At 67.5% G+C, this 26,005-nt stretch carries 22 protein-coding genes and 1 pseudogene; 1 reads left to right on the top strand and 22 read right to left on the bottom strand.

Annotation, left to right across the window (positions count from 1 at the left end):
* Positions 1–205 precede the first annotated feature (205 nt).
* From ACFJI2_RS04050 to ACFJI2_RS03945, 22 genes and pseudogenes are all read right to left on the bottom strand, one after another.
* Positions 206–949 carry a type II secretion system protein gene (locus tag ACFJI2_RS04050; protein ID WP_377703852.1) on the bottom strand — a complete coding sequence of 248 codons (744 nt, stop codon included), beginning with the start codon at positions 947–949 and terminating at the stop codon, positions 206–208.
* Complete coding sequence (locus ACFJI2_RS04045) at positions 924–1,310, bottom strand: type II secretion system protein (protein WP_107876827.1); 387 nt, start codon at positions 1,308–1,310, stop codon at positions 924–926. The genes ACFJI2_RS04050 and ACFJI2_RS04045 overlap by 26 nt, the downstream gene beginning before the upstream one ends.
* A pseudogene (locus tag ACFJI2_RS04040) lies at positions 1,304–1,779 on the bottom strand (type II secretion system protein). Before ACFJI2_RS04040 ends, ACFJI2_RS04045 begins: the two are co-directional and overlap by 7 nt.
* Positions 1,776–3,863, bottom strand: a complete 2,088-nt coding sequence (locus tag ACFJI2_RS04035; RefSeq protein ID WP_377703851.1) for a secretin N-terminal domain-containing protein — start codon at positions 3,861–3,863, stop codon at positions 1,776–1,778. Before ACFJI2_RS04035 ends, ACFJI2_RS04040 begins: the two are co-directional and overlap by 4 nt.
* Positions 3,863–4,480, bottom strand: a complete 618-nt coding sequence (locus tag ACFJI2_RS04030) for a hypothetical protein (protein ID WP_377703850.1) — start codon at positions 4,478–4,480, stop codon at positions 3,863–3,865. Before ACFJI2_RS04030 ends, ACFJI2_RS04035 begins: the two co-directional genes overlap by 1 nt.
* A complete protein-coding gene (locus ACFJI2_RS04025) occupies positions 4,477–5,040 on the bottom strand; it encodes a hypothetical protein (RefSeq protein ID WP_377703849.1) in 564 nt (187 codons plus the stop codon). Before ACFJI2_RS04025 ends, ACFJI2_RS04030 begins: the two co-directional genes overlap by 4 nt.
* Positions 5,037–5,630 carry a hypothetical protein gene (locus tag ACFJI2_RS04020; RefSeq protein ID WP_377703848.1) on the bottom strand — a complete coding sequence of 198 codons (594 nt, stop codon included), beginning with the start codon at positions 5,628–5,630 and terminating at the stop codon, positions 5,037–5,039. Before ACFJI2_RS04020 ends, ACFJI2_RS04025 begins: the two co-directional genes overlap by 4 nt.
* On the bottom strand, positions 5,627–6,475 hold the full coding sequence (locus tag ACFJI2_RS04015) for a hypothetical protein (RefSeq protein ID WP_377703847.1): 849 nt from the start codon (positions 6,473–6,475) through the stop codon (positions 5,627–5,629). The genes ACFJI2_RS04020 and ACFJI2_RS04015 overlap by 4 nt, the downstream gene beginning before the upstream one ends.
* A complete protein-coding gene (locus ACFJI2_RS04010; RefSeq protein WP_377703846.1) occupies positions 6,468–8,156 on the bottom strand; it encodes a GspE/PulE family protein in 1,689 nt (562 codons plus the stop codon). Before ACFJI2_RS04010 ends, ACFJI2_RS04015 begins: the two co-directional genes overlap by 8 nt.
* Positions 8,153–9,349 (bottom strand): type II secretion system F family protein, encoded by a 1,197-nt coding sequence (locus ACFJI2_RS04005; protein ID WP_377703845.1) that lies wholly within the window; start codon positions 9,347–9,349, stop codon positions 8,153–8,155. The genes ACFJI2_RS04010 and ACFJI2_RS04005 overlap by 4 nt, the downstream gene beginning before the upstream one ends.
* 45 nt (positions 9,350–9,394) lie before the next feature.
* Positions 9,395–9,838 (bottom strand): type II secretion system major pseudopilin GspG, encoded by a 444-nt coding sequence (gspG, locus tag ACFJI2_RS04000; protein ID WP_107876843.1) that lies wholly within the window; start codon positions 9,836–9,838, stop codon positions 9,395–9,397.
* 158 nt (positions 9,839–9,996) lie between these two features.
* Complete coding sequence (locus ACFJI2_RS03995) at positions 9,997–13,170, bottom strand: S8 family serine peptidase (RefSeq protein WP_377703844.1); 3,174 nt, start codon at positions 13,168–13,170, stop codon at positions 9,997–9,999.
* A 40-nt stretch (positions 13,171–13,210) separates the two neighbouring features.
* Positions 13,211–13,933: an NF038120 family PEP-CTERM protein gene (locus tag ACFJI2_RS03990; protein ID WP_377703843.1), complete on the bottom strand. Its 723-nt coding sequence runs from the start codon at positions 13,931–13,933 to the stop codon at positions 13,211–13,213.
* Between the two features lie 255 nt (positions 13,934–14,188).
* Positions 14,189–14,647, bottom strand: coding sequence for a hypothetical protein (locus ACFJI2_RS03985; protein WP_377703842.1), 459 nt, complete (start codon positions 14,645–14,647; stop codon positions 14,189–14,191).
* A gap of 64 nt (positions 14,648–14,711) precedes the next feature.
* A complete protein-coding gene (locus ACFJI2_RS03980) occupies positions 14,712–15,545 on the bottom strand; it encodes a LuxR C-terminal-related transcriptional regulator (RefSeq protein WP_377703840.1) in 834 nt (277 codons plus the stop codon).
* A gap of 14 nt (positions 15,546–15,559) precedes the next feature.
* Positions 15,560–16,342 (bottom strand): winged helix-turn-helix domain-containing protein, encoded by a 783-nt coding sequence (locus tag ACFJI2_RS03975; protein WP_377703839.1) that lies wholly within the window; start codon positions 16,340–16,342, stop codon positions 15,560–15,562.
* Between the two features lie 186 nt (positions 16,343–16,528).
* Complete coding sequence (locus ACFJI2_RS03970) at positions 16,529–17,209, bottom strand: NF038129 family PEP-CTERM protein (RefSeq protein ID WP_377703838.1); 681 nt, start codon at positions 17,207–17,209, stop codon at positions 16,529–16,531.
* Positions 17,210–17,221: 12 nt separating this feature from the next.
* On the bottom strand, positions 17,222–20,224 hold the full coding sequence (locus ACFJI2_RS03965) for an ExeM/NucH family extracellular endonuclease (protein ID WP_377703837.1): 3,003 nt from the start codon (positions 20,222–20,224) through the stop codon (positions 17,222–17,224).
* A 144-nt stretch (positions 20,225–20,368) separates the two neighbouring features.
* Positions 20,369–21,295 (bottom strand): TIGR03790 family protein, encoded by a 927-nt coding sequence (locus ACFJI2_RS03960; RefSeq protein WP_377703836.1) that lies wholly within the window; start codon positions 21,293–21,295, stop codon positions 20,369–20,371.
* Positions 21,296–21,470: 175 nt separating this feature from the next.
* Complete coding sequence (locus tag ACFJI2_RS03955) at positions 21,471–22,016, bottom strand: FxDxF family PEP-CTERM protein (protein ID WP_377703835.1); 546 nt, start codon at positions 22,014–22,016, stop codon at positions 21,471–21,473.
* A 260-nt stretch (positions 22,017–22,276) separates the two neighbouring features.
* Positions 22,277–23,494 carry an MFS transporter gene (locus tag ACFJI2_RS03950; protein ID WP_377703834.1) on the bottom strand — a complete coding sequence of 406 codons (1,218 nt, stop codon included), beginning with the start codon at positions 23,492–23,494 and terminating at the stop codon, positions 22,277–22,279.
* Positions 23,491–24,660: an amidase gene (locus ACFJI2_RS03945; protein WP_377703833.1), complete on the bottom strand. Its 1,170-nt coding sequence runs from the start codon at positions 24,658–24,660 to the stop codon at positions 23,491–23,493. The genes ACFJI2_RS03950 and ACFJI2_RS03945 overlap by 4 nt, the downstream gene beginning before the upstream one ends.
* 401 nt (positions 24,661–25,061) lie before the next feature.
* Between ACFJI2_RS03945 and gcvA the strand changes: the two genes are divergently transcribed.
* Positions 25,062–25,946, top strand: a complete 885-nt coding sequence (gene gcvA / locus ACFJI2_RS03940) for a transcriptional regulator GcvA (RefSeq protein ID WP_377703832.1) — start codon at positions 25,062–25,064, stop codon at positions 25,944–25,946.
* Positions 25,947–26,005 lie beyond the last annotated feature (59 nt).

The raw sequence follows: 26,005 nt of genomic DNA, 5'->3' as shown, positions 1-26,005 counted from the left end.
TGATGTTATTGGTCGAACAGCCAACCAACGTTGATCGGGACTGCGAAAACAGCATAGCATAAACCTCACGGAAGTCTTGTTCTTTTGATTATATTTAATTTCCGACAATAAAGTAATTTATGCAAGTCTATTATTTATGTTGCATAGCAATATTTCAGTAAATAAAAAGCCCGGCATGCAACAGGGCATCCGGGCGGAGTTTTATTTACCTTTGCGGTTCGGGCGGCGGGTCGGGATCGGGCTTGACATCGTCCGCTCTGGCCTCGTCGCCTGACGGTTCGGGCCGCGCCGGGGGCTCTGGCGGCGTCTCGGCCGGTTCCGCCGGTTCGGCGGGAGGGTCGGCAGGCTGCGCCGGCATGGCAGGGAGATCGCCGGACTTGGGCTGCTGCGGCTGCCCGGGCTGCGGCTGCTCGCCGGGCTGGGGCTTGCTGACCGGCTGCCCCGGCAGCGGCTGTGCGTCGCCCGCACTGACGAATTTCCAGTCGGAGATGCGCTGCTTGCCTTCAAACCCCTGGAAGCGGGCCGGGAAGTTGCCTATCTTGACCGGCTTGGCGGTGGACAGGCTGTACACCGCCACCACGCCCGTGGTGCCCGCCACATACGTCATGCCCCACTCCGCTCTGCCCGTCATGGGATCGACGAAGATCTTGCGCAGGTGGCGCCGCACGCCAGGAAAGCGCGGGTCCAGCAGCAGCTCCTTCAGCGAAGGAGGCTGCGTGGGCTGGCCGGGCGGCGTGGCCTTGGCGTAGCTTTGCAGCGCGTCGCTGAACTGGGCGCCGATGTTGAGCAGTTCGCGCTCGGCGGCGCTGCGCTGCATTATCGAACCGAGCTTGACCGAGGTGGCGCCCACCAGGCCGATGATGGCCACCAGGATGATCAGGCTGATATAGGTGAAGCCGGCGGCGCGGCGGCGCCCCGGCAGCCTACCAGTCCGCGTAGGGCTTGCCATGGCGGTCATTGCCGGGCGCTCCACTCTTCAGGTCGGCCACGCCGCCCTTGCTGCCATCTTCCGGCGGCACCAGTATCCAGGTGGTGCTGCTTTCGGTGATGGGGTCGATAGGCGCGGCGCGCAGGTATTTTTTCTCCACCAGCTGCTCCAGCGTGTCGGGATAGCGGCCGGTGTCGCCGTAGTACTGGTCGATGGTGGCGCGGGTGTTGCGCAGGTTGTCGGCCAGGATGGTTTCCTTGGCGCTGTCCACGCTGGGGAAATAGCGCGGCACGGCCAGTGTCAGCAGCAGCGCAATGATGCCCAGCACCACCAGCAGCTCGATCAGCGTGAAGCCCTTGTTGAATTTCTTCATGCTTACCATTTTTTGTAGGGAACGCCGTTCAGGCCGGTCTTTTCGGACAGGGAAAAGACATCGTACACGTCCTCGCCTTCGCGCGGCTGGTCGGCGTCGCTGGCGTAGCTGCGCTTGCCCAGGTTTGCGCGTCGGCCGCGTCCGGCTCCGCGCTGAAGGGGTCGCGCGGGATGCGGCGCAGGAAATAGATCTTGCTGCGCTTGGGGCTTTTCTGGTCCGGCACGCCTTCCACCAGCAGTTCCAGGTTCTTCGGGTAGCCGGTGCTGACGGTGCTCTTGGCGACGCGGCCGTCGTCATAGGCTTGCTTGTAGGCGTCGATGGCCTGGCGGATCTCGTTCAGCGAGCGGCGCAGCTCCTGTTCGTTGCGGCGCTGGATGGTCACCTGGGCCACCGGCACCACGAGCGTGCCCAGCAGGCCCAGGATGGCCAGCGTCACCAGCAGTTCGATCAGCGTGAAGCCACGGCGCCGTGCGTTCATTTGGCGGGCGGCTGCGGCGGGGCCGGTATCGGTGGCGCCGGCTCGGGCTGAGCCACGCTGGTGGCCGGGCCGGGCTGCGAGGTGGACAGCGGCACGCCGGCCGGCGCGCTGGCCGGCAGGGACGCCGGCCCGGACGACGCGCCCGGCGCCGCATCGGCTGGGGCAGGCTGGCCGGGCGCCGGGACGGTCAGCGGCTGGGCGCCCTGCCCTTGCGGCTGAGCCTGGCCTGGCGCAGGCAGCTGCGGCGCCGCCGGGCGCACCGGCGCGGCCGGGACGCTGGGCGCGCCCAGCGGCAAGGCCACCGGGGTGCGCACGGCGGGATCGGGGCGGCGGCGGAAGTTGCCCTCGGTGCCGGCCGAGAACTCGGCGGCGGCCGCTTCGGGACGCTGCACGTTGCGGATCAGGTGCGGGGTGATCGACAGCACGATCTCGGTTTTTTGCTTGTCGTCCGTGGTGCTGCCGAACAGCCGGCCCAGGATGGGCACGTCGCCGAACAGCGGCACCTTGCTGCCGTTGCTGCGGTCTTCGTTGTTGATCAGGCCCGCCAGCACCTGGTTCTCGCCATCCTTCAGCTGCAGCATGGTGGTGGCCTGGCGGGTGCCGATCTGGTATGCCTTGGTGCCGGACTTGGTCTCCACCTGGCTCACCAGGTTGCTGACCTCGAGCGCGACGCGGATCGCCACTTCGTTGTTCAGGTAGATAGTGGGCTCGGCGTTCAGGGTCAGGCCCACGTCCACGTAGCTGACCGATTCGCTGGCGAAGCCGCCGGTGCCGGGCGAGATGGTGGTGGTGATCACGGGCACCTTGTCGCCGATCAGGATCTTGGCCTTTTCCTTGTTGCGCACGCGGATGCGCGGATTGGCCAGCAGGTTGCTGTCGCCGTCGGTCTTGTTGACCTTGGCCGTCACGTTGAGCGCGGACACGCCGATGCTGCGCTGGTTCAGATGGTTCAGGTCATTCACCGTCAGCACCGTGCCGCCGGATGAAATCAGCGGGCCGAAGGTGACGTTGGTGGGCCAGGCCACGCCCAGCTCCATCAGGCGCGTGCGCTTCACCTCCAGGATTTCCACCTCCAGCATCACTTCCGGTTCGGCCACGTCCTGCAGCGCCACCAGGCGCTCGGCCAGGCGGATCGCCTCGGCGTTGTCGCGCACGATCAGCAGGTTCAGTTTTTCATCCACCACCACGTCGCGCGTCTTGAGGATGGTCTTGAGCGTATTGGCCACCGATTTGGCTTCGGCATTGGCCAGGAAGAAGGTCTTGACCACCATCTCCTGGTATTCCTTCAGCTTGGCCGCCACGTTGGGATAGATCAGGATGGTGTTGCCGTCCAGGACCTGCTGCTCCAGCTGGTTGGTCATCAGCAGGTAGTACACCGCCGCTTCCACCGTGCTGTTCTTCAGGAAGATGGAGGCTTTCTGATCGGTCTTCACGTCCTTGTCGAAAACGAAGTTCAGGCCCGAGCGGCGCGCGATGATCTCGAACACCTGCTTCAGCGGCGCGTCGCGGAACTCGATGCTGATGGGCTGCTTGAAGGCTTTCGACAAGCCCGTTTCGGCCGTGGGCTGGGCGCTCTTGTCGTTCACGTCGCGCAGCATCAGCCGCGCTTCCTCGTAGGACGGCCTTTCAGCCAGCACGGCGCTCAGTTTCTGTTTGGCGCCGTCGTAGTCTTTTTTCGCGGCCAGTTCGGCGGCCGAGGCCACCATCTTTTCCAGGCGCTCGGCCGATTCCACCGCGCGCAGGCCGGCGCGGGCGCGCTCGTTCATCGGGTCCAGCGCGATCACGCGCTGGTAGCCCTGCAGCGCAGCGGGACGGCGGCCATCGGCCAGGTCGCGGTCGGCCTGTTCCAGGTAGCGCACGGCGGTGCGGTCACGCGTGAGCAGGTAGGCGGAGCGGAACTGCGCATTGTTCGGTTCCTTGGCGATGGCTTCCTGGAACTTGGCCAGGCCCGCTTCCGGGTTGTTCTGTTCGACCAGCGTGCGGCCTTCGCGGTAGGCCATCTCGCCGGCGCAGCCGGCCAGGGCCAGCGCCACCAGCGCGGCCATGGCCGTGGTTTTGAACATGCGGTGTGGGATGCAGGCCATTAGTCGGGAACTCCAATATTGAGCTGCTGGGATTGATTCAGCGGCAGATAGGTAAGCTTCAGCATGGGCGGCGCGATGGCGTCGACGCGGTAGACGCCATCGATCACCATGTGCGCGCGCACCACGTAAGTCTTGTCGGCGCGCGCCAGGAAGACTTCCCAGGCGCCCTCGCTGGCGGCCTTGCCGATGTAGGTGAACGGCAGTGGCGGCGCTTGCGGCGGCGGTGGCGGCGGCGGGGCCTGCGGCGGTGGCGGCGGCGGTGTCCAGTTCTGGCTGCCGAATACGGCGCCGCCGCCGCCGAAGCTGCCCTCGCCCATTTCGCCGATCAATTCGGCGCGCGGCTGCAGGCGCAGGATCTGTACCTCGGGCGCGGCGGGTTTGGCGCCGTTCGCGGCCACGGAACGTGCGGCGGGCGCGGCCAGCACGACATCGGCCATGCCGGCAGGCGCTGCGCTGGCGGCGCTGGTGCCGGAGGAGGCGCCGGTGGCGGCGGGCGCCGGTCCGCGGCGGTCCACCGCTTCGGCAACCTCGCTGCCGGCCGGCGTCTTGTCGCCGAAGATCACGAGGCCGGCGGCAACGATCAGCGCGGCGGCCATCAGCATGTGGCGCGGCGTCATGGCTGTGCGTCCTTCAGGTACAGCGTGAAGCGCACGCGCGCCTCGACCTGCGCGTCGCCGATGTTCTCGCGGCGGAAGCCGATATCGTCCAGCGCGGCGAACGGCAGCTCGCGCAAGGCAGCCAGCGCGAACTGCCAGATGGCCTGGTAGCTGCCCTTCACCGGCAGCGTGATCTGGTAGCTGGTGGCGCGGCTGGCCTTGTCATAGCCGAATTTGTACTCGCCCTGGTTCAGGCTCAGGCCAGCCTTCGCGGCCAGTCCGAACAGCACCTTCACATGCTGCTCGGCGTAGCGCTTCTCGCCCAGCGTCTCCTGGAACAGCGCCAGGTTTTCATTGGCCGACGGCGGCGGCGCGGCCACCACCAGCGCGCTCGGCAGGGGCAGCGGGCGGGCCAGCTCCTGGCGCTGTTCGGCGCGCTGCGGGATCAGCCAGGCCCACGCGGCGGCGCCGGCCACGCACAGCACGGCTGCCGCGCAGGCGCCCGGCCCGGCGCGCGCCACGGCCAGGCGCGCGCGCAGCAGCAAGGCCGGCACGGACAGCTGCATCTGCTGCGCCTTCATCGCGTGCCCCACTGCGCTTCAACCTGGAAGCGGATCGGCCGGTTCGGATCGGCGTCGTTGATTTCGTGCCGCGACAAGGCGGCGCCGACGAAGAATTCCTGCTGCTTGAGCTGCTCGATATAGTCGATCATGTCGTCCGCGTTCTTCGCCTCGGCGCTGATCTTCAGCATCTGCTTGTTGGGGTCCGGCTCCAGCGCCAGCAAGGCGATATTGGGCGGCGTGGCCGCGCCCACGGCTTCCTGCATGTCGCGCCACGGCAGGTTCAGTTGCAGCACGGTGGCGTTGATGGCCTTGGCCTGCGCATCCGGGATCTGCACCTTGGCCGCCTGCAGCGCGGCCGCGCCCTGCGCGCCCATGCGCTGCTGCGCCAGTTGCTGCTGTTGCTGCACCAGCATGCGTTGCTGCTGGCGTTCCAGTTCGCGCAGCTGGGCCGCGCGGGTGCGCTGCTGCTGCACCATCTGGTAGCCGTACAGGCCCGCCCCGGCGCACAGCGCCAGGCCCAGCACGCAGCCTGCCAGTGCGGCCGGATGCAGGCGGTACATGGCACGGCGCCAGCCGGGCGCCGCGAAGTCGATGCGCATCGTCCTCATGCCGCCAGCCCTCCACGCGCCAGCACGCTGGCCAGCGACCACTTCTCCTCGCCCGGCATGGCGGCGCCCAGCACGCTGCAGGAAACCTGGTCCGCATTGGCGGCAGGCTTGGCCAGCTGCGCCGGCACCTGGCCGCACAGCTGCACCAGCTGCGGCGCCTCCAGCCCTGCCAGCAGCGCTTCGCGCTTCAGCGTTTGCGACAGCCAGTACTGGTCTGCGCCGCGCGGCACCGGCAAGGCGCGCACCGCGTGCAGGCGCCCGCTGTCGATAACGGCCAGCGTCAGCAGGTTGTCGTGCACCTGGCCGAACCAGGCGCCCGCTTTCAGCGCGCCATGCCAGCGGTTCCACGCGGTGACGAAGTGCGGCTGCACTTCCACCACGGCCATGGCGTGGTCGGTGGCCACCTGCTCCAGCGTGGCCAGCAGGGGCTGCGGCATGGCGGCGGCGAAGAACGGGCGCTGCGTGTCCCAGTCGGCGACGATTTTCCATCCGGAGGCCGGTTCGCCGTACAGGCCGTGGAAGCGCAGCGCGGCGGCCGCTTCCAGGTCGGCCAGGCGCGCCGCCTGCGCGGGCGGCGTGACCTGCCACATGCGCGCCAGGTCGTCGGCCAGCACGAAGCCGGCCGGCCAGCCCTGCACGTCCTGCCCGGCCAGCAGCTCGCGCAGCGCCAGGCCGATAGCGTGGTGGGCGTGCAGCGCGCTGACGCCTTCCGGCGAGAACGGCTGCTCCGCCAGCAGTTCGGCCTTCGGTCCGAACCAGCGGCTGACGCGCAGCAGGCTGACGGCAAAGCCCGATACGCCGATGCGCAGCGCCTGGCCCGGCAAACGGTTGAATGGCTTAGGCATGCAAGGTCACCCGCTTGATTTCGGACAGCGTGGTGCCGCCGCGCTTGACCAGCTCCAGCGCCGCCAGCCGCAGGCTGCGCGTGCCGTTCTTGTAGGCGGCGGCCTTGATCTGGCGGATCGGTTTTTTGTCCACGATCAGTTCCCGTATTTCGTCGTTCAGCGTGAGGATCTCGGCGATCGAGCGGCGCCCCTTGTAGCCGGTGCCGCGGCAGTCGCCGCAGCCCTTGCCTTCCATGAAGCGGTAGTCGAACACGTCGGCGCGCGACAGGTTGACGCTGGCCAGTTCCTGCTCCGACGGCGTGTATTCGGCCGCGCAGTGCGGACAGTTGATGCGCACCAGGCGTTGCGCCCAGATGCCGTTCAGCGCCGACACGAAGGCATACGGATCGATGCCCATGTGGGTGAAGCGGCCGAACACGTCGAACACATTGTTGGCGTGCACGGTGGTGAGCACCAGGTGGCCCGTGAGCGCGGACTGCACGGCGATTTCGGCGGTCTCGCGGTCGCGGATCTCGCCCACCATGATCTTGTCCGGGTCGTGGCGCAGGATGGAGCGCAAGCCCTTGGCGAAGGTCAGGCCCTTCTTCTCGTTGACCGGAATCTGCAAGATGCCGGGCAGCTGGTATTCCACCGGGTCTTCGATGGTGATGATTTTTTCGCGGCCGTTGTGGATCTCGGTCAGCGCGGCATACAGCGTGGTGGTCTTGCCCGAGCCGGTCGGGCCGGTCACCAGCAGCATGCCGTAGGCTTCCTGCGCCAGCACGCGCAAGGTGGCCAGCGAGGGCGCGTCGAAGCCCAGCGCCTCCAGCGTGAGCGAGCCGTAGGCTTCGATCATGGCGCGCTTGTCGAGGATACGGATAACCGCGTCCTCGCCATGGATGCTGGGCATGATGGACACGCGCAAGTCGATCTCGCGCCCGCCGGACTCCACGCGGAAGCTGCCGTCCTGCGGGATGCGGCGTTCGGAGATGTCCAGTTCGGCCAGCACCTTCAGGCGCGAGATGATCTGCTCGGCCACTTCGATGCCGTTTACCGCCGTGGCGTGATCAAGCACGCCGTCCACGCGGTATTTGACGGCCAGGCCGCCGGCCGTGCTTTCCAGGTGGATGTCGGAGGCGCCGGCCTTGAGCGCGTCGTATAGCGTGGAATTCACCAGGCGCACGGCGGGGCTGGCCGCTTCGGACACGGAGGCGAAGGACAGCACGGCGGCGGTCTTGCCGTCGCGCCGGCCTTCGCTGGCGCCGGGCAGCAGGCTGTCCACCGCGCGCGCCGATTCTTCCTGCTTGGACAGATAGGCCTGGATATCGGACTGCAGCGCCAGGCGCGTGTGCAGCGGCGCATGCGGCGTGGCGCGCGCCTGCGCGCCCAGCCAGGTTTGCAGGTCGAGGTCGAACGGGTCGGCGATCACGCCCACCAGCACGCCGTCGTGCGCGCGCAGCAGCACGCAGCGGCGCGCCATGGCTTGCGACAGCGGCAGCAGGTCGAAAGCCGGCGTGAAGCCCAGCATGTCCACCGTTTCCAGCACCGCCAGGCCGAAGGGCTGGGCCAGCGCCTGCACCGCCAGGCGCGGCTCGATGCCGGTCAGCGCTTGCAGCTCTTCCACCAGGCTGCGCTTGCTCTGCCCGGCGCACGCGCGGGCGCGCACCAGCGTGGCGTGGTCGATCGCCGGGGTTGGCGTCATGACATGTCTCCAGCGAGGTCGAAAATTGGCATGTAGAGTAGCACGACGATGGCGCCCACCACGAGGCCGATGCAGGCCATCAGCAGCGGTTCGAAGGTACGCGTGAAGCGGTCGATCCAGCGGCTGATTTCGCCGTCGTAGAAGGCGGCCGACTGGGTCAGCATCGGCCCCATGTCGCCGGTGCGCTCGCCCACGCGCAGCATGCGCAGCGAGATCGGCGTGGTCAGGCCGTTCGCTTCGAAGGCGGACGACAGCGGCAGGCCGGATTCGACGTGCGCGCGCGCCGCCTGCAAGCCCTGGCGCACCGAGGGCGACACCATGCCCTGCACCGTGTCGATGGCGTGCAGGATGGTGATGCCGCCTTCGCTGAGCATGCCCAGCGTGAGGTAGAGGCGCGACAGTTCGTAAATGCGTACGCGCTCGCCGATGCCCGGCAGGCGCGACATCAGGCGCAGCAAGCCGCCGTTGGCCATCAGGCGGCGCAGGCCGAACACCAGCGTGCCCAGCACCAGCGCCACGCCGCCCAGCAAGGCGGTGGTGTGCGCGGCGGCGAACTGGCCCCAGCTGAGCATGAGCTGCGACATCCACGGCAGGTTGCGCCCGGCGCCCTGGTAGACCTCGGCGAAGCGCGGCACCACGTAGGCGATCAGGAACAGGCTGACGCCGCCGCCCACCAGCAGCAAGATGGAGGGATAGATGGCGGCGCTGACGATCTTGGCGCGCACCGTGTCGATGCGCTGCTGGTAGTCGATGAAGCGGGCCAGCGCGCGCGGCAGGTCGCTAGTGCCTTCGGCGGCCTTGACGATGCCGACGTACAGCGGCGGGAACAGTTCCGGCTGGTCGGCCAGCACGGCCGAGAAGCGCTGGCCTTCGCGCAGGCCGCCCAGCAGGCGTTCGAGCACGCTGCGCGTGGCGGGGCTGGCTTCCTTTTCCAGCAGCGCTTCCAGCGCTTCGACCACGCCCAGGCCGGCGGTGAGCAGCGCCAGCAGTTCCTGGCTGAACAGCACCAGCGACAGCGACCTGCCCTTGCCGCGCCCAAGCGGCAGGCCGAGGCCGCCGCGCACCGGTGCGATGGCGCTGACGAACAAGCCGCGCGCCTCCACCTGGCGGCGCGCATCCGCTTCATCGCGGCCATCGACCACCTGGCGGCCGATCACCATTTCCGGCGACAGGGTACGTACTTCGAACTGCATGGGAGGAGCCGGTGTGCTGAGGGTTGCGGGTTGCCGAGCGGGACGTTATTGGGACGTGATGTCGGCGTCTTCGCCGGTGCCGCCGGGCTGGCCATCCTTGCCCAGGGACAGGATTTCGTATTCGCCCTTGGTGCCGGGCGAACGGTACTGGTAAGGCTTGCCCCATGGATCGGGCGGCACGCCTTTTTTCAGGTAGGGGCCGTTCCACTTGGCACCGGCCGACGCCGGGGCCACCAGCAGCGCGCCCAGGCCTTCCTCGGCGCTCGGGTAGCGGCCCACGTCCAGGCGGTAGGTGTCCAGCGACTTTTCAAACGCTTCGATCTGGGCCTTGGCAATCGTCACTTCCGACTTGCCCAGCTGCGAGAAATATTTGGGGCCGACGTAGGCCGCCAGCAGGCCGATGATGACGATCACCACCAGCAGTTCCAGCAAGGTGAAACCGGGGGCGCGGCGTGGCGCTTTGTTGCCTTGTAGCTGTGCTGCGTGCATCCGAACGACTCCTTTTTTGCTGCGGAAGGCTGAAACCGCCTAGCCTACCACGCGGTTTAAGCATTCGACAACGTTTTCCGCAATAAAAACAGCCGCGCGGGACGAGCCCGCGCGGCTGCGATTTACTGCTCTTGCTGAGCGACAATTAGTCCATCAGATTAGTCGATCAGTTTCGAGCGGGTGCGTTCCGTTTCCGCCACAGGAATGGTGGCCGAGCCGGTGTTGATGTTGACAATGGTGGTCGCCTGCACCACGCCGCTCAGGTCCTGGAACTGGATGCCGCCCAGGTAGGAGGTATCGTTGGCCAGGCCGGACCAGGTGGCGACGACGCTGGCGGCGGTGTTGGCCACCACTTTGCCAGGCAGCACCACGGTGAACTTGCCGCCCACGTCGGCCGTGGTCACCACGGTCGACTGCAGTTTGTGCGACATGGTCGCGCCGCCGCCGTAGGCCACCACGCACACCTTGTAGTTGCCCGCATCGGGACCGGCCACTTGCACCGATTCATTGCTGCCGTCGTTGCCCGAATACACCCAGGCGCCCGACGGGGTCAGCAGGCCCATGTCGTTGTCGTCACCGGCGGTGCTGACGTCCGCATTGCGCAGTGCGAAGCGGGCCGCCACCGTGTTGGCAGGGATGGCCACGTTGTACACCTTCACGTTCGGCAGGTCGTTGCCGGCGGCGCAAGCCAGCTTCAGGTTGGCCGAGCTCAGCGGTGCCGGGGTCAGGGTTGCGGCCTCGCCCAGGGTCGGCGCTTTCAGGCCGCCCTTCAGGGCCGTCATGCGGCCGTTGAAGGTGGCTTTCACCGGGAAGATGCGGGTACCGGAAGTCTTGTCGCCGGTCAGCTGCGCGGTGGCGGCAATGGATTTGCCGGTGCGGGCCTGGATCGGGCTGCGCACCACGTGGGTGCCGTCGGTCCAGCTCAGGCTGCCGAAGTTCCAGACGCCGTTGGCGGCGCCGGCGGCCGTCAGCTTGACGGTGAAGGCAGCGGTTTCGCCCGGCGCCAGGGTCAGGCTGGACGGGGTGACCACGGTGCTGAAACCCGGCACGGAAGCGGTGGCGTTGTAGGTGGCGCTGGCGCCGCCCACGTTGGTCACGCTGCGGCGCACGGTGACGCTGGTCTGCACGCCGCCCACAGTGATCGAAGGCAGGTTCAGGTTGTAGCTCTCGTCCAGCGTGCCGTAAGTGGTGCAATCGCTTTGCGGCTGCACCGCAGCCTTATTGACCTTGCACTGGTAAGCCACGAAGTCCGGCTTTTTCAGGTCGTACACCAGGCCAGGATCGGCAGCCTTGTTCGGGTCCACGTGCCCGGCGCCTTGCGCCCATGGCAGCAGGCCGTTCTGGGCACCGGCCAGGTTGTCGTTCAGGGTGGTGTAGGCGGTGGTCATCAGCGCCGACTTGATGGCGGCCGGGGTCCAGTCAGGATGCAGCTGGCGCAGCAGCAGGCCGAGGCCGGCCACGTGCGGGCTGGACATCGAGGTGCCCTGGTAGGACGCGTAGGCAGGCGGCGGCACCAGCGTGCCGGCGGCCACCTGGGCGTGCTCGGCCGGGGTCAGCGCGGCGGTGACGCTGGCGATCACGTCCACGCCCGGCGCGGTCAAGTCCGGCTTCAGCATATTGCTGTCGCCGGCGTTCGGGCCGCGCGAGGAGAAGCCGGCCATGATGGGCGCCGGCACCGACTTGATGGCGAAGGCGCTGAGGGCAGCGCTGGCGGCCTGCGTCTGGGCGTAGGTCTTGATCGCCGCGCCGTCGGCTGCCGACACGTGCACGCTCGGCACCGAGTGCGCTTCGGACACCAGGCCGCCGCCGTTGTCGGCCATGATCATGCCGGCACCGCCGGCTTGCAGCACGGCCAGGCTCTTGTCGACACGGGCGTTTTCGCCGCGCGTGCAGATGACCACCTTGCCGGCCACCTTGGCCGGGTCCAGCACGACCTGGTTGAAGCCGGCGGCAGCGCCGGCATCGCTGAAGCACAGGCTGGCGGTACCGCCGCCCAGGCCGGCGTCTTCCCCGCGGATCAGCGGCGACGACGGCAGCGGGGTCACGTTCAAGGAGGCGCCGCTGTACTTGGTGCCGCTGCCCAGCGTGACTTCCGCTTGCGTGCTGCGGTCGTGGGTGGACGCGGCCACCGTGGTCAGCCATGGGCTGACGTGCGCCACCGCTTGCGCAGGACCGCTGTTGCCGGCCGAAGCGGCCACGAACACGCCGGCCAGCGAGGCGCGGTAGAAGGCTTGCTCGACCGGGTCGTTGACCGAGGTCTGGGAACCGCTGATCGAGTAGTTGATGACGTTCACGCCGTCCTTGACCGCCTCGTCGATGGCCAGCACCGAGTCCGAGTTGTAGCAGGTGTTGCTGGCGTTGGTGCCGTCTTCGGCAGCCGGATCGTCGAAAGTCCAGCACACCTTGTAGGCGGCGATGCGGGCGCGCGGCGCCATGCCGGTGCTTGGTCCCATGGGCACGCCGTTCACGGTGGCGAAGGCGCCGTCGTTGCCGGCAGCGGTGGACGCCGTATGGCTGCCGTGGCCGCCGTGACCGGTGGACACGCCGTTGCTGCCGATGTTGGAGTCACGCGGCGAATAGAACTCGCTCCAGTTCTTTTTCGAGCCGTTGGGCGAGGCCAGGAAGCCGGCGTTGAAATATTTGGCGCCGATCAGCTTATTGTTGCAATGCAGGCCGGCGTCGAAGCCTTCGCCGCTCTGGCAACCGCCCTTGAAAGTAGCGGGCGGGCTCAGGTAGGCCAGCGTGCCGGAACCGTCGAAGGTCGGGTTGCCGTTGGCGTCCACGCGGTCGGCGAAGGCCGGGTTTTCCGGCCAGATGCCGCTGTCGACTACGCCGATCACCATGTTCTCGCCTTTCACCAGCTGGCCGCCGGTGAATTTCGACCACAGGCCGCCGGTCGTGCTCAGGCCCAGGAAGCGCGCGGTGGAGATGGTGTCGACGCGGCGCACGGCGTCGGCCTGGACGTCGGCCACGGCCGGATTGTTCTTCAGCGCCAGCACTTCGGCGTCGGTCAGCTGCACGGCGAAGCCGTTCAGCACCACGTCATAGTTGGCGATCACGGTCGGATTGCCGACGCTGGCCAGTACTTCAGTTTTGCGTTCGCCCAGGTAGCGGATGTATTCCTGCGCGCTGGGGGCGCGCGAATCGAACACTTGGCCGGGGGCCGGCTGGGTGGCAGCGAGGCCGTCAACGCCACCGGCGTAGGTGGCGGCGGGTTGGTCTTGCAGCTGCACGATGTAGGTGCGGCGCTCTTCTTGCGCGCTGGCGGTGATGGTCAGGCTGGACAGCAGTGCCAGCACGGCCAGCGAAATTGGACGCAGGTTCAGGTTCATGGTTTTTCCCGGAATGGATTAAAAATGGAACAGCACGAGCTCAAGCCGAACGGCGGCGGCGCAGCGCGCCAAGGCCGAACAGGCCGAGGCCGAACAGGGCCATGCTGGTGGGTTCCGGGACGGTGACGATGTTGTCGAGGGCAATATTGCCTATGCCGGCAGTGCGGCTGCAGCTGCCGGTGGCATCGCAGCCGTAGCCATAGATGCGCACGAAGTTGAATTCATAGCCGGACAAGGGCGACAGGTCGTAAGTGGCGAAGTTGAACGCGCCGCCGGTCGGGCCTGGCAGGAAGATGGTTTGCGAAACGCCCACGGCCTGGCCCAGGGCGTTGAAGCCCTGGATCAGCAGCGCGCCAGCAGTACTCGGGAAGGTGGTGCCGTCGGCGCCCACATAGCTGGCCTGCAGGCTGCCGAGGTGGAAATTGTTGCCGTTGTTCAGGCCGAAGTACAGATAGCCGTCGTTCAGGGCAGTCAGGTAATTGGTCTTGTTGTTGACCGGGCAACCGCCCGCTACGCACAGGTCGTTGGTGGAACCGTCGACAATCACGCCGGCCAGGTCGGTGCCTAACGTGGCGCCGTAGGCGTAGGTCTCGATCCAGTACTCGCCCGTGGTCCGGGTTTGGCCGGCCAGGAGGACCGGGTCGTCAAACCCGCTCTCAAAATTGATTACTCCCGCTTGTGCAAAACTGCTTGCTGCTAGCGCCGCAGCGCATGCCGCTTTTTTGAACAGTTTGCGCGTACCGCTTGTCGTAAATTTAGCCACGAAATCCCCTGGATATAAATGGTCTCTTAATTTTTAGAAAGTTATCTTGTCTTGTGGATAGATAACTTGCCCGTCTCAACCACTCCCCTAGTTGAGTTCGCCTAATGAAGCATTAAACGTGCCTAGGAAATATTTTCAAAAGAATCAGGAAGTTGACCTGACAACATTATTGCAAGGAAGTCAAAGTGTAAGATTTTTCGACAAGAAAGGTTCCGCGAGTGAAGTAAATTCACGCAAGCGGGAAATGACGAGGACTCAGTCTGCGCGGCCGGACGGCCCGCTGGGGAGGGCGCGGCAATAGCCACCGGCGCAGCCGACGGCGGGCTGCGGTATGACCTGGCAAGTGGAGACCATGCCGTCCTTTTCAGCGGCCTCGTTGGCCGCCTTTCGCAAAGCCGTATAGCGTTCCGCGAGCGGCGCGGCGGCTGGCATTTGGGCGTTGGACATGGCTATCCAGGCGGACGGGCCGCCGCACAGGCGGGCGCCCAGCGGCACGGCGCGGCAGTCGGCTGCGGCGTTGCAGGTGGACGCGGCTTCCATGGCGCGCAGGCGTTGCAGCAGTTCGGGCGCGCCGGCCGTGGCGGCAGACGCCTGGACTGCGGCGCTGCCGTTGCTGCCGTTGCTGCTATTGCTGCTATTGCTGCCGCCGGCCTGCGCAGCGCAGCCAAGCAAGGCGCCGGCGGCGGCAAGGGCGAGTAGCAGGGTCAGTCGCATGGACGTGGGCAGCGCAAGCCGGTCGGGTTGGGATGCGCCATCATGTGCTTGTGCGGGCGCCGCGTCAAGCGTGCGCTGCGCCGCCGTCCAGCAGCCGCAGCGCGATACCGCGCGCCACGGCCTGGGTGCGGTTGCTCACGCCCAGCGTCCTGTAGATGCGTTGCAGATGGTTTTTCACGGTCAGGCCGCTGATGCCGAGGATCTGCCCTACTTCGGTGTTGCTCTTGCCTTCCCTGACCCAGTGCAGGATTTCCATTTCGCGCCGGCTGACGGCGCGCTCGGCCGGCGCGGCGGCGGGCGCGGCGTCCAGCCGCAGCAAGGCGAAGTGCAGGTGCGGCAGCAGCAGTTCGAGGAAATACGCCTGGCGCGGACCGGGCCGCTGCGGCATGCCGAACAGCGCGAAACAGGTGCTGCCGCCCGGCAGCGCGCCGCTGCCATGCAGCAACACGTTGTCCAGGCCCAGGCGCAGCAGCTCGGGCGCGAATTCGTTCTCCGGCTCGGCGCCGCTGGCCGCACCGGCAGCGCGCTGCGGCGCAGCCGCCAGCGCCACAGGACGCGCCGGCGCGGCATCCCCGGCGATCCGGGCACGGGCTTGAGCGCAGGCGGCGGCATGGCGCGCCAGGCGCGGCGCCAAGCCTTGGGCGGGTTCGCACAGCTGTGTCAGCACGGCACGGTCGAGTATGGTGCCATGCAGGCACTCGATGCGCAGCAAAGCGCCACGCTGGCCGCCCGCCGGACCGAACTGCATGCAGACCATGACGCGGTGCGGCAGCAGCGCTTGCAGCTGGCCTTGCGACCACAGGAAATAGCTGCGCAGCTCCCGCACGGACAACGACGCTTCGATGGCGCCCAGCAGGTATTCCTGCTCCAGCTTGCTCAGGATGACGGCTTGCTCCATGGCGCGCCCGGCGCTCAGGCGGTGGCGGCCGCACGGGCCGTGAAGCGGTAGCCGCTGCCGCGCACGGTTTCGATGTGATCGTGGTGGCCGCTGGGCTGCAAGGCGTTGCGCAGGCGGCCGACGTGGGCATCCACGGTGCGCTCGTCCAGGCAGGCGTCCGCGCCCCATACGAGATCCAGCAACTGCGCGCGGCTGTAGACGCGTTCCGGATGCCGCATGAGGAAATGCAGCAGGCGGAACTCCACCCGCCCGAGGCTGAGCTGACGGCCGCCGGCCACCACGCGCTGGGCGGCGGCGTCCAGGCGCAACGCGGCCAGCTGCAGCGTGCCGCCCGCGCTGGCCGGCCCTTCGGCATGGGTTCCGGGCGGCGTTCCGGCATGGGGTCCAGCCTGCGTTCCGGCCTGCATGGCCTGCATGGCGGCGTGCGTCTGGCGGCGCAGCACGGCGTGCATGCGGGCCAGCGTTTCGCGCGGGCTGAAGGGCTTGGTGATGTAGTCGTCCGCGCCGCTCTCGAGCGCCAGGATCTTGTCGGCCTCGGCGCTGCGCGCGGTGAGCATGAGGATGGGCAGGCCAGCACTGCGCTGCGTGGCGCGCAGGCGGCGCAGCAGCGCCAGCCCGGACTGGCCGGGCAAGTCCCATTCCAGCAGCAGCAGGCCCGGCGCCACCGATTCCAGCATCAGCAGTGCGCTCTCGGCATCGAGTGCGCACAGCGGCTGGTGGCCAGCCTGGCGCAAGTTCAGCGCCAGCAGTTGCTGGACCTGCGGATCGCTGTCGATGATCAGGATGGGCGGGGGCATAAGCTTCACTATGCACCAGCCGCGATTGTGCGCGCTAATACAATTTAATTGCGCGATTGATAGCTTTTTCGACTAAATTCCAGCCCACCCCATGAAAAAACGCGCCGCCCTTGGCGGGACGGCGCGTTGCAGGCTGGCGGGTCGGCGCACACCGCCGGTGCGCGGATACAACAGCGTGGCGGCGCGTTAAGCGGCCAGCGCCGGCGTTGGCACAGCAGCAGCAGCAGCAGCAGCAGCAGCGGCAGTAGGCGCGGTAGCGGCGCGGCGGCGGCGCAGCACCAGCGCCATCAGCGCCAGGCCGGTGCCGCTCAGCAGCCAGTCGGACGGCTCGGGCACCGTGGTGACGGCATCCGGGTCGCCTGGACCCTGGCCGATGGAACCGTTGCCGCCCGGCGTGGTCGGCGGCGTCCAGAGGTACTGGGCAATGGCGCCGGTGACCGGGTCGTAGTTGCCTACCCATTCGCCGAGGGCGTTGTAGGCCGTGATGCTGAAGTTGGAGATATAGCCCGACACCGGATCGGCCGCGCCGGCAAAGCTCAGGTCGAAGGACAGCACGGCATCGAACGGCAGCGCGAAGGCCAGCTCGTTGAAGGCCAGGTTGCTGAACAGGTAGCCGCCGCCTTGCGGCGTGACGTTGTCGTTCAGGTCGACCACGGCGCTGCCAAAGCCCACCAGGTTGGACATCAGCGCGGTGGCTTCCACGCCGTTGCCGGGAGAACTGAACTGGAAGTCCAGGTAGCCGTTGGCGGCGCCGAAGGTCTTGGTGTCGATGGTGACAATGACGCCAGCCGAAGCCAGGCCGCTAACGGCTGCCAGCACCAGGGTCAGCGCGGCGCGGCGCAGGGTTTTGTTGAAGAAGTTGCTCATGGTTGGATGTCCTTAGAAGGTGCCGGTGTAGAACTTGGGCGTGTAGGTCACGACCGCTTTATTCGGATTGCTGAAGGTCAGCGCGACCGTCATGGTGGCGCCCGGCGCGAGCGTGCCGCCCAGCGTGATGTAGGGCGCGCCGCCAAAGGTGCCGCTGGCGTTGTCCAGCACCAGGCCGTTACCCAGGCCGTTTAGCTGCAGCTGGAACGGACCGTTCAGCGGCGTGCTGCCGTTGTTGGTAACCGTGATCACGCCGGAGGATTTCTGCGTGAAGCGGTTGTACACCGTGCCCTGCTGTACGAACTTGACGCTGCCGCTCATGTCGATGAACTTCGGCTGCAGGTTCAGGCTGACCACTACCGGGTCATGGTCCGACGCGCGGTATGGCAGCGCGTTGTACAGGTCCTGCGGCTTGCCGTCCTTGTTGTAGTCGATCACGGTCGGCTCGTCGGCGTTCAGGTGCCATTCGGCGGCGCCGGCCACTTGCGGGCTCAGCGAGCCGCTGGCCAGCGCGTGGTCCAGGTAGCCGCTGTTGCTGCCGAAGACGTAGGAGTACGGCGTGCCGTTCGGGCGCACATAGCGTTCCAGCTGGTTGACGAAGCCGGCACCGGTCATGACGAATACCGGGTCTTCCATGCCGTAGGAATTCATGTCGCCGATCAGCAGCACGTCCGGGTCGCCGGCGGCGGCCACCACCTGCGGCACGAAGGTGTTCACCAGGCGCGCGGCCTGCTGCTTGCGGGTGTTGTTCCAGCAGCCCTGGCTGTCGCCCTGGTCGGCGTCCAGGCCGCTGCCGGACGGGCAGCTGCCTTTCGATTTCAGGTGGTTCACCACCAGCGAGAACTTCTCGCCGTTGGCGGCCTGGAAGGTTTGCGCCATCGGCGGACGGTTGTTGATGGCATCGCCGTCCGACAGCGCGCTGCCCACCAGCGTCAGTTTGGACGGCTTGTAGATCACGGCGACGCGGATGGCGTCGGTGCCGGTGGCGGCCGGGGCCGGCACCACGGCGTAGGTGTTCGAGCCGACCGCCGCGTTCAGCGCATTGGTCAGGTAGGTGACCGCGTATTCGCCGTTGTTCTGGATTTCCATCAGGCCGTAGACGTCGGCGTCGATGGCTTTCAGTTCGGCCACGATCTTGTCGCGCTGGCGCACGAACTCTTCCATGTTGTCGGCGCCGCGGCAGTTGCCGGCCGTGGTGGTGCTGCCGATCTTGCAGCCCTGCCCGGTCTGGCCTTCCACGTTGCGGCCGTTGGTGAAGGTGGTGAAGAAGTTCAGCACGTTGGCGCTGGCCACTTTCACGTTGCCGGCGGCCAGCGCGGGCGCGTCTTCACGGGGATTGCTGCGCGAGAACACCGGCGCGGCGGTCGGCTGCAGCTTGAAGGTGGTGACGTTGCCGCCGGCGGCGCCGAAGTCGATCACGCCCACCAGGTCGCTGACCGTGTCGCCCACGCGCACGGTGCCGTCCTGGCCGATGTAGGGGATGGTGGCCGGGGTGACGAACAGGCCGTCATCCAGCACGATCATTCCGGCCGCGTTGGCGGCCGCCAGCGCGTACGCTTCCGGCGTGCGCGCGGGGTAGCGGTTGGTCGGCACTTCCAGGCGGCCGTTGGCCAGGGTCAGTTCGCCGCGGTCGCCCAGGAACTCGGCCTGGTTGACGGTCAGCGGACGGGTGAAGCGCACCAGCATGCCTTCGTACTGCGCCAGGTTGGCGCCCAGCTCGATGTTGGCGGGCGTGATGGCCGGGCCGTCGCCCATCGGCACCACGGCAGTCACGTCCTTGAATTCGGTGTAGGAACGCTTGGCGCCGGTCGGCGTGTATTCGAACACCAGGCCGGTGACGCGGGCGACCTGGCCCACTTGCACGGTGGGCGCGGTGACGGTGTAGACGAAGATGCCGTCCGAGCTGGTGGGGTCGTTGTCGCCCGCGGCGTCCTGCATGAAGAAGCCGTTCGACACTTTCAAGGTAACCACGCCTTCGGCGGTCTGCACGGTGTTGGCCACCGGGCTGGGCGCGTCGCCCGGGCTGGCGCCCTGGATTTGCGGAATGGTCATGGTGACGTTGGCCAGGCCGCTCACCTTGACCGTGACCGGGCAGGTGGCGAACTGGTTGGCGTCGTTGGCGAACTGGATGGTGACCGGGTAGCTGCCTACCGCCAGGCTGGCGGCCGCGCTTAGGTTGACGCTGGCTGTGCCGCCGACGGCGCCGGCGGCGGTGAAGCCGTCCAGGCTGATACCGGGCTGCGCACCGGCAGTGATGGTGGCGGCGGTGACGATGCTGTCGTCATCGCTGGCGGTCAGCGGCACGCTGCCGCTGTAGCCTTGCGCGACGGACAGCGTGGACGGGCAGGCCGGGACGATGGGCTTGACGATGGGCGCGCCGCAGACCTGGATCACGGCGGTGTTGCGCGGATTCGGTTCGGCGACGGTGAAATCGGCGCCGTTGTTGTCGGTGTCGGTGCAGCCGTTGTTGTTGCGCAGCGCAGCGGCCAGATTGCCCAGCGTGCCGGTCGGCGTGCCGCCTTCGGAGAAGTTGGCGGTGCTGCCGTAGCCGACGAAGTCCACCAGCGCCGCGCCGCTCGGGTTGGCGACCGCGAAGGCGGTGGTGGTGGTGCTCAGCGCGACCTTGCCGGCGCCGGCCGCCATGGGGATGGTGCCCACTTTGTCGGCCGTGACGGTGGTGGCGGTGCCGCCGGTTCCTGCCGCCTCCTGCACCATGTAGAACTGGCCGGGCTGCAAGGTAACGTTGGTCAGCGGCGTGACCTGCCAGCTGCTGCCGGTGGCGGACGCATATTGCACGCTCCAGCCGTTCAGCGACACCGGTGCGGTGCCGCGGTTGTACAGTTCGATGAAGTCGTGCTTCAGCACGGCGCCGGTGGCGCCGCTGCCGTTGCCGCCCGCGCCGTAGACCTGGCTGATGACGACGGCCGAATCGGCCAGGGCGGGTGCGGACAGGCTGGCCAGCAAGGCGGCCAGGATGGTGAGGCGGCCTGGCACGGCGGGGGCGGATGGTTTCATGTGCGGTCCTGATGTGGGGGCGTTAACAAAATGACTTTATAGTTGCTATCTGCATATTAATATAATCACATGACAGATTGATGACTAGTCATTAGTCCGAACGGACTAAAGTTGTAACGATCCAACAAATGTCTCAGGACGCCCTTAGGGACGCTTGTAGGGGGCGGCCAGCGGCTCGCCGATGAACAGGCCTTGCGCCGGCCAGGACACGCTTTTCCAGTACGCTTCCAGGGCGGTGTCGCCATTCAGGTAGTGGCGCAGCAGCACGGCGGGATGGGGGAATTTCTGCCAGTAGTTGCACGGCTCGCTGACCGTGCCGTAGCTGGCGGTGGCGCCCGCCTCCAGCCAGCGCAGGCTGCTCATCTGCATGGTGCCGTACAAGTCGCCGCCGAAGGAGGTCAGGTGGTCGGCCAGCGCGCCGGGCAGGAAGGCCAGCGTGTCGAGCTTGTCCACTTTGGCCATGCCGGTCTGGTAGACCATGATGTCGCGCGCGCCCTCCAGCACGTCGGCGCGCTGGTTATGGATGGTGAGCCGGCGCTGCGCCAGCACGCCGGCGCGCGGGAAGAACGGCGCGCGGCTGTTGCGCTGCACCTCGCTGGTGGCCAGGTAGTAGGCGCCGGCCGCCGGCACGCGGAAGCCGCTGGCCACGCCCCGCCCTATCAGCGCCTTGGCCTCCTCGACCGAGTCTGCCGGCAGCAGCATGGCCAGGCGCATGCCGAGCGCGCTGAACGGCTGCGCCATGGCAGGCCCGGTGGCGTTGAAGTAAGCGCTGGGCTTGCTCGGCTGGCAGGTCTTGGCGCACAGGCCGCTATCCAGGCCCAGCGTGTAGGCGGCCGTGATGCCGTTGCACTCCACCGCGTAGGGCGCGGTCCACACCATCAGCACGGCCTGGATGTCCGGTCCCAGTTTGGCGTCGATGTCGTCCTTGAGCTGGCGGAATTGCGCGGCGCTGAGCTTGCGCGGCTTGTCGGCGATGCGCACGTGCACCATGTTTTGCTGCGGGATGCCGCGCTGCTGCCGGTAGTACTCGGCCACCTGCACGCTGTTCGGATCGGCATCGTTGACGACCACGGCCAGCTGGGCCGGCGTAATGGCGGCCTGGGCGAACGGGGCGGACAGCGCGGCTAGGAGGCACGGTGCGGCGCAGAGAGTCGATAGGCGGATAGGGGTCTCCTGACGAAAAAAACGGAAGCCGCAGCTTCCGTTCCGATTATAGCGCCGACAGGCGCTACAGCCGCGGCTAGTATCAAGCCTGGTTGTTCTTGCGGCGGCGGGCCAGGAAGCCCAGTACGCCCAAGCCGCCCAGCATCATGCCGTAGGTGGCTGGCTCCGGTACCGGCGCCAGGGTCAGGTGGCCGGCGTAGCTGGCGTCGTCGGCGGACAGCACGGTGCCGCTGACTTGCAGGTAGTAGTTGTCCGCAGCCAGCGGGCCCATCGATTTGATGGTCCAGACATCGGCAGCGCCGTTGCCATGGCTGACACCGCCCACTACCAGGCCCAGCGAGTTGTACAGGCTCAGGTCGGTAATATCGATGTCTTTGGCGGGGCCGGCGCCCGGCGACACGTGGATCACGCCGCCCACGAAGTTGCTCAGGCTGGCGGTGGTGAACGTGAAGCGGTCGGTGAACAGGTCGCCCACGCTGTAGGCGGTCAGGTCCCGGCCAAAGTGCGCCGTGTTGCCGGTAAGCGAAAGAGCGGTGGTCTGGCTGATGTCGGCGGCGTGCGCCAGGCTGCCGCCTGCGGTAACGCCCACCAGGGCCAGCGTGGCCAGGATGGATTTGGTTTTGGTCATATGTAACCCCGTTAAAAAAGTTGGATGGCTCAACAAGCTGTCGTGTGCGCACAGGACTGCACAGTCATCCTAGCATGCTGAAATCGAAACATTGACAAGGAATCACCAAAAAATTTCCGTTCAAAAACAATGTCTTATGTAAATTTTTGCCCCGGATCGGCTGGCAGGCCCGGCCGTTAGGGGCTTCCCGGGCGACGCGGGAAACGGCGTAGGAATCTGCCTACAAAAATGCAAGGCAAATTTGAAGTGCGCCGTGGCTGTCATCTCGAGGATCGGTTTTTACGCAGGGAAATAAACGCAACGGCCGCTGCGATGGCGTTGGCGGCAGCGCTGACCGCGATCGGCACGGTGTAGCTGTGGCTGGCATCGAACATGAAGCCGGCTGCGCTGGGACCGACCAGCGTGCCGGCCGCCACGCTGGTGTAGAGCGCGCCGATGATGGCCCCCACATGGCGGCTGCCGAAGTAATCGATGGCGATAGCGGGCAGGATGGCCACCCAGCCGCCGTAACAAGTCCCGAACAGCAAGGCGAACACCAGCAGCGGCCAGAAGCTGCCGGCCAGCGCCCAGATCGGCATGGCCGCCGCCATGCCGGCGAACATGGCGACCAGGAAGGCTTCCCGCCCCACCCTGTCAGCAACACCGCTCAGCAAGGCACGCCCGGCCGCGCTGCCCAGGCCAATGGCGCCAAGCAGCAAGGCGGCCGCTGCCGGCGCAAGCCCATGGCCGAGCGCACTGGGCAGCAGATGCACAAAAGGCACAAACACGCCCAGCGCGCACAGCAGGCAGGCAAGGTACAGCCCTTTGAAATGCACCGTGCGCATGGCCTCGCGCAGCGCCATCCCGGGCGGCTCGGCCGCGCCGCTGTCCGCTGCCGCGCCGTCCGGCGCCAGGCCGTGGTCGCGCGGATCGTTCCGGATCAGCAGCGACATGCCGGCGCCGACGAACACGGCGATCCCGGCCAAAACCAGATACGCCAGCCGCCAGCCGAAGGCGGCGATCAGCCAGGCGGCAAGCGGCGGCATCACCAGCGTGCCGATGCCGATGCCGCTCACCGCCAACCCCGATGCCAGGGCGCGCCGCTTGAGGAACCAGCGCTGCACCGCTCCGATCACCGGCACATAGGCGCAGCCGACGCCCAGCCCCACCCCGAGCCCGTAGGCCAGGTAGACCTCGGCCACCGTGCGCGCCTGGCTGGCCAGGGCCAGCCCCAAGCCGACTAGCAGCATGCCGGATACGGCCAGGCGGCGGGCGCCCCACCGGTCGGCAAGCGGGCCGGACACCGCGCCGAGGGCGAAATACAGGAATCCCGCCAACGAAAATACCAGCGACACCGAGCCGCGCGAGGCATCCAGATCGCGCTGCAACGGCGCCACGAAAGCGCTGAAGGTGTAGGCGCTGCCAAAGCCCACGAAGGTCACTGCGAAGGCGGCAGCGACCACCACCCATCCATGGAAGAACCGGCGCGACGGCCTCATTGCGCAGTTCCATGCGGCAGCGCCGGGTGGCGGCGATGCCAGTCGGTGGCGGCCTGGTAGGCGACGCCGGCGCGCAGCAGCGCGGCCTCCTGGAATGCGCCGGCCACCAGCTGCATGCCGATCGGCATGCCGGCTGCCGTGCAGCCGGCCGGCAGCGTCAGCGCCGGGTGGCCGCTCATGTCGAACGGGCAGGTGTAGCGTTGAAGCGCTGCAATCAGCCCCGCTTGCTCGCCCAGCGTGGCGACGGCGGCGACCGTGAGCGGCGCAAAGGGCTGGACCGGCGTCAGCAGCAGGTCCACCGACTGAAACAGGGCGTCCACCCGGCCGCGGAAGACCGCGCGCCGCAGCAGGATCTGTTGGTAGCCGGTGCCCGTGACGGCTTGCCCGGCCTCGATCACGGCAGCCAGGATGGGGCCATAGGCCGCCCGCTGCGCGGCATAGGCGCTTTGGTGAGCGACAGCCGCCTCCACGGCGCAGTTGGCCACCCAGTCGGCCACGACCTGGGTTACATCGGGAAACTGGACGGGGACGATATGCGCGCCCAAAGCCGCAAACACCGCGGTGGCGGCTTCCAGCGCCGCCTGGGTGCCGGGATCGACGCCGCCGCTGTTCCAGCGCGCGTCCACGCCCAGGCGCAGGCCTGCGACACCCATGGGAAGCGCGTCCAGGTAGTCGGGCACCGGCGCCCAGGCTGCGGTTGGGTCGAGCGGATCGGGTCCGGCGATGGCCGCCAGCATGGCCGCGACGTCCCTTGCGCTGCGCGCCATGGGGCCGATATGGTCGAGCGAAGCAGCCAGCTCGAACACGCCGTGCCGGCTGACGCGGCCCCAGGTCGGCTTCAGCCCGGTGACGCCGTTGGCGGCCGACGGCCAGCGTATGGAACCGCCGGTGTCCGACGCGATGGCGCCATAGCACAGGCCGGCTGCGGTGGCGACGGCCGAGCCGCTGGAGGAAATGCCTGCCCAGTAATCGCCGTTCCAAGGATTGCGCGGCGGTGCAACGGTCGGGTGGTAGTCAGAGTACGCCCCCTCGGTCAGCTGCGTTTTACCGATGAGGACGGCACCGGCCGCTTTCAGGCGCTGCACCACGGTGGCGTCCTGCATAGGAACAAAGTGCCGATGGACGGCGGTGCCGGCCGCGGTTGGCGCGCCGGCCACCCAGCACAAGTCCTTGACCGCGATGGGGACCCCGTGCAGCGGTCCGCGACCATGCCCTGCCAGCGATTTCCCGGTCGGCCGCCTCCGCCTGTGCCATGGCCTGCGCTTCCAGCACGCAGGCGTAGCTGCGCAAGCCCGGGTCCAGCAGGGCGATGCGCCGCAACTGCGCCGCGAGCACCGCGCGCGAAGAGACGGCGCCGCGCCGGATCAGGGCGGACACCTCCGTCAGGTCGAGCAAGGCCAGGCTGTCGGGATCGGTCATGTTGCGGCTCCTTTACGGGTATACGGGCGTGCATGCGTTAGATAATATGAGGTGCACCTGGTACGACTGTGCAGCCGACACTGATTATGTGCCAACAACGCGGCCGGGACAAACGACAATACCTCCGCCATCCGAGTGAGAATTTCTAATGAATGTACAGCACTGCCCGCCGCTTAACGCACTGCGCGCCTTCGAGGCCGCCGCACGCCATGGCTCCGTCAAGCTGGCGGCCGAGGAATTGTGCGTGACGCCGGGCGCGGTGAGCCAGCTGCTCAAGACCCTGGAAGCCTACCTGGGCGTGCAGCTGTTCGAGCGGGCCAGCCGGGGCATCTGCCTGACCGAGGCCGGGCGCAGCTACCATCCCGCCATCCGCAATGCTTTCCGGCAGATCGGGGAAGCCACGCGGCGCGTCGCCGTGCAGGCCGATGACGGCATGCTGACCGTGAGCGCGACGCCGTTCTTCGCCTCGGCCTGGCTGATACCGCGCATGCAATCGTTCCGCGACGCGCACCCCGATATCGACCTGCAGATCGTCGCCAGCAGCGCGCCGGCGGACTTCCAGCGCGGCGGCGTCGATGTCGCGGTGCGGCACGGCATGGGTCGCTATCCCGGCCTGCGCAGCGACCGCGTCGTTACCGTGGCCATGATTGCCGTCGCCGCGCCGCAGCTGGTGGAACAGCGGGGCTGGCCGGGCGGCGCGGCCGACCTGGCCGCGTGGCCGCTGGTGCACGACGCGCAGCGCAAGGGCTGGGCGCTATGGTTCCAGACCCAGGGCGTGGCCGGGCCGGCCGCGCCGCGCGGCCCTGCGTTCGACGACTCCGGCCTGCTGCTCAGGGCGGTGCTTTCCGGTCAAGGCGTGGGATGGTTGCCGGCGGCGATGGTCGCCGCCGAGCTGGACGCCGGGCAGCTGATCTGCCTGGCGCAGGCGACGCAGATGGAGGCGTTCGCCTATTACCTGGTCTGTCCGGAAGAGAATGCGGACCGGCCCAGGATTGCCGCGTTCCGCCAGTGGATACTGGACGCGGCGGCCTAGCATGCAAAAAGGGGCCGCAGCCTAATGCCGTTCAGTTAAGACTGAGCGGCATTTTTATT

Source organism: Pseudoduganella sp. UC29_71, from assembly GCF_042693265.1.
In the GTDB taxonomy this organism is placed as follows: Bacteria; Pseudomonadota; Gammaproteobacteria; order Burkholderiales; family Burkholderiaceae_D; genus Rugamonas.
Note: the sequence above shows the minus strand (reverse complement) of the source record. Positions and strands in the feature narration are given on the sequence as shown.